Annotated in this window: 1 protein-coding gene; it reads right to left on the minus strand. The window is 39.5% G+C overall.

Annotated features, from left to right (window positions below; genetic code table 11):
- Window positions 1-459, minus strand: a 459-nt coding sequence (locus tag ACEYW6_RS36470) for a hypothetical protein (RefSeq protein ID WP_412983649.1), incomplete at its 3' end; no start/stop codon positions are given.
- Window positions 460-882: the final 423 nt, after the last annotated feature.

Raw genomic sequence — 882 nt, forward strand, 5'->3', positions numbered from 1 at the left:
TAAAGTTGAAAAAGGATTTAACCAGTCAACTTTTAACTGTCTTTGTTCTGTTGGGGGAATATTGGATGGTTCTGTTGGGGGAATCTTAGATAGTTCTGTTGCGGGAATCTTAGATGGTTCTGTTGGGGGAATATTGGATGGAAGGGAAAGTGATGAAAGTGAATTTCTGTCTACTGCAATCATCGTGGCTGCCTGAGACGGGATTTCTCCCAGCAGTCCCATCAGATATGAAGAGTGAAGTTGAAGGCGGTAAAGACAAGCACGAATGTGTGGTTCTAAATCTACGGGTTGCTCTTCAGCTTGATAGGCTAAAGGAAGCCAATAGCTGCTAATAGCAATCATCACCATATCCTTAGCAGGATAAAGAGTATTTCTGGAGTTTAAATACTTAAACAGCATTGCTTCGGAGCTATCAGTCTTAACTCTACTTCGTAAGCGAAACTCAACATCTGAAAACATTGCTAATATTCCTTTAAAACGAGCAAATTACCGAAGAAAGGCAGAGGGCAGGAGGCAGAAGGCAGAAGGAAGAAAATACATTTTTTGCCCTCTGCCATAGGGTTTAAAGCCCCTAAATTTATGAAAAAAATAAAAATATTTTTCCGAGACGCACAGCGCTTTGGAATTATACGTCCTTACTAAATCCCCTAAATTTATTTATGGGGATTCCAACTGAAACTCCTGCCTCCTGCCTTCTTAATAGGACGCACGATGGTTTGAAATAGCTGATGTAGCGTTTTGATAACGGAATAATCCGTATACATCCGTGAAACGTAAGCACAACGCATCTTTTTTAATCGGCAGGTTAAACCCGGATTTCTCACAAGTGCAAAAAAATTATTGAGATGAGTAAAATTTAGGAAAGGATATTTTATACATTAG

This window comes from Nostoc sp. UIC 10607 (assembly GCF_047228265.1).
Classification (GTDB): domain Bacteria; phylum Cyanobacteriota; class Cyanobacteriia; order Cyanobacteriales; family Nostocaceae; genus Nostoc; species Nostoc foliaceum_A.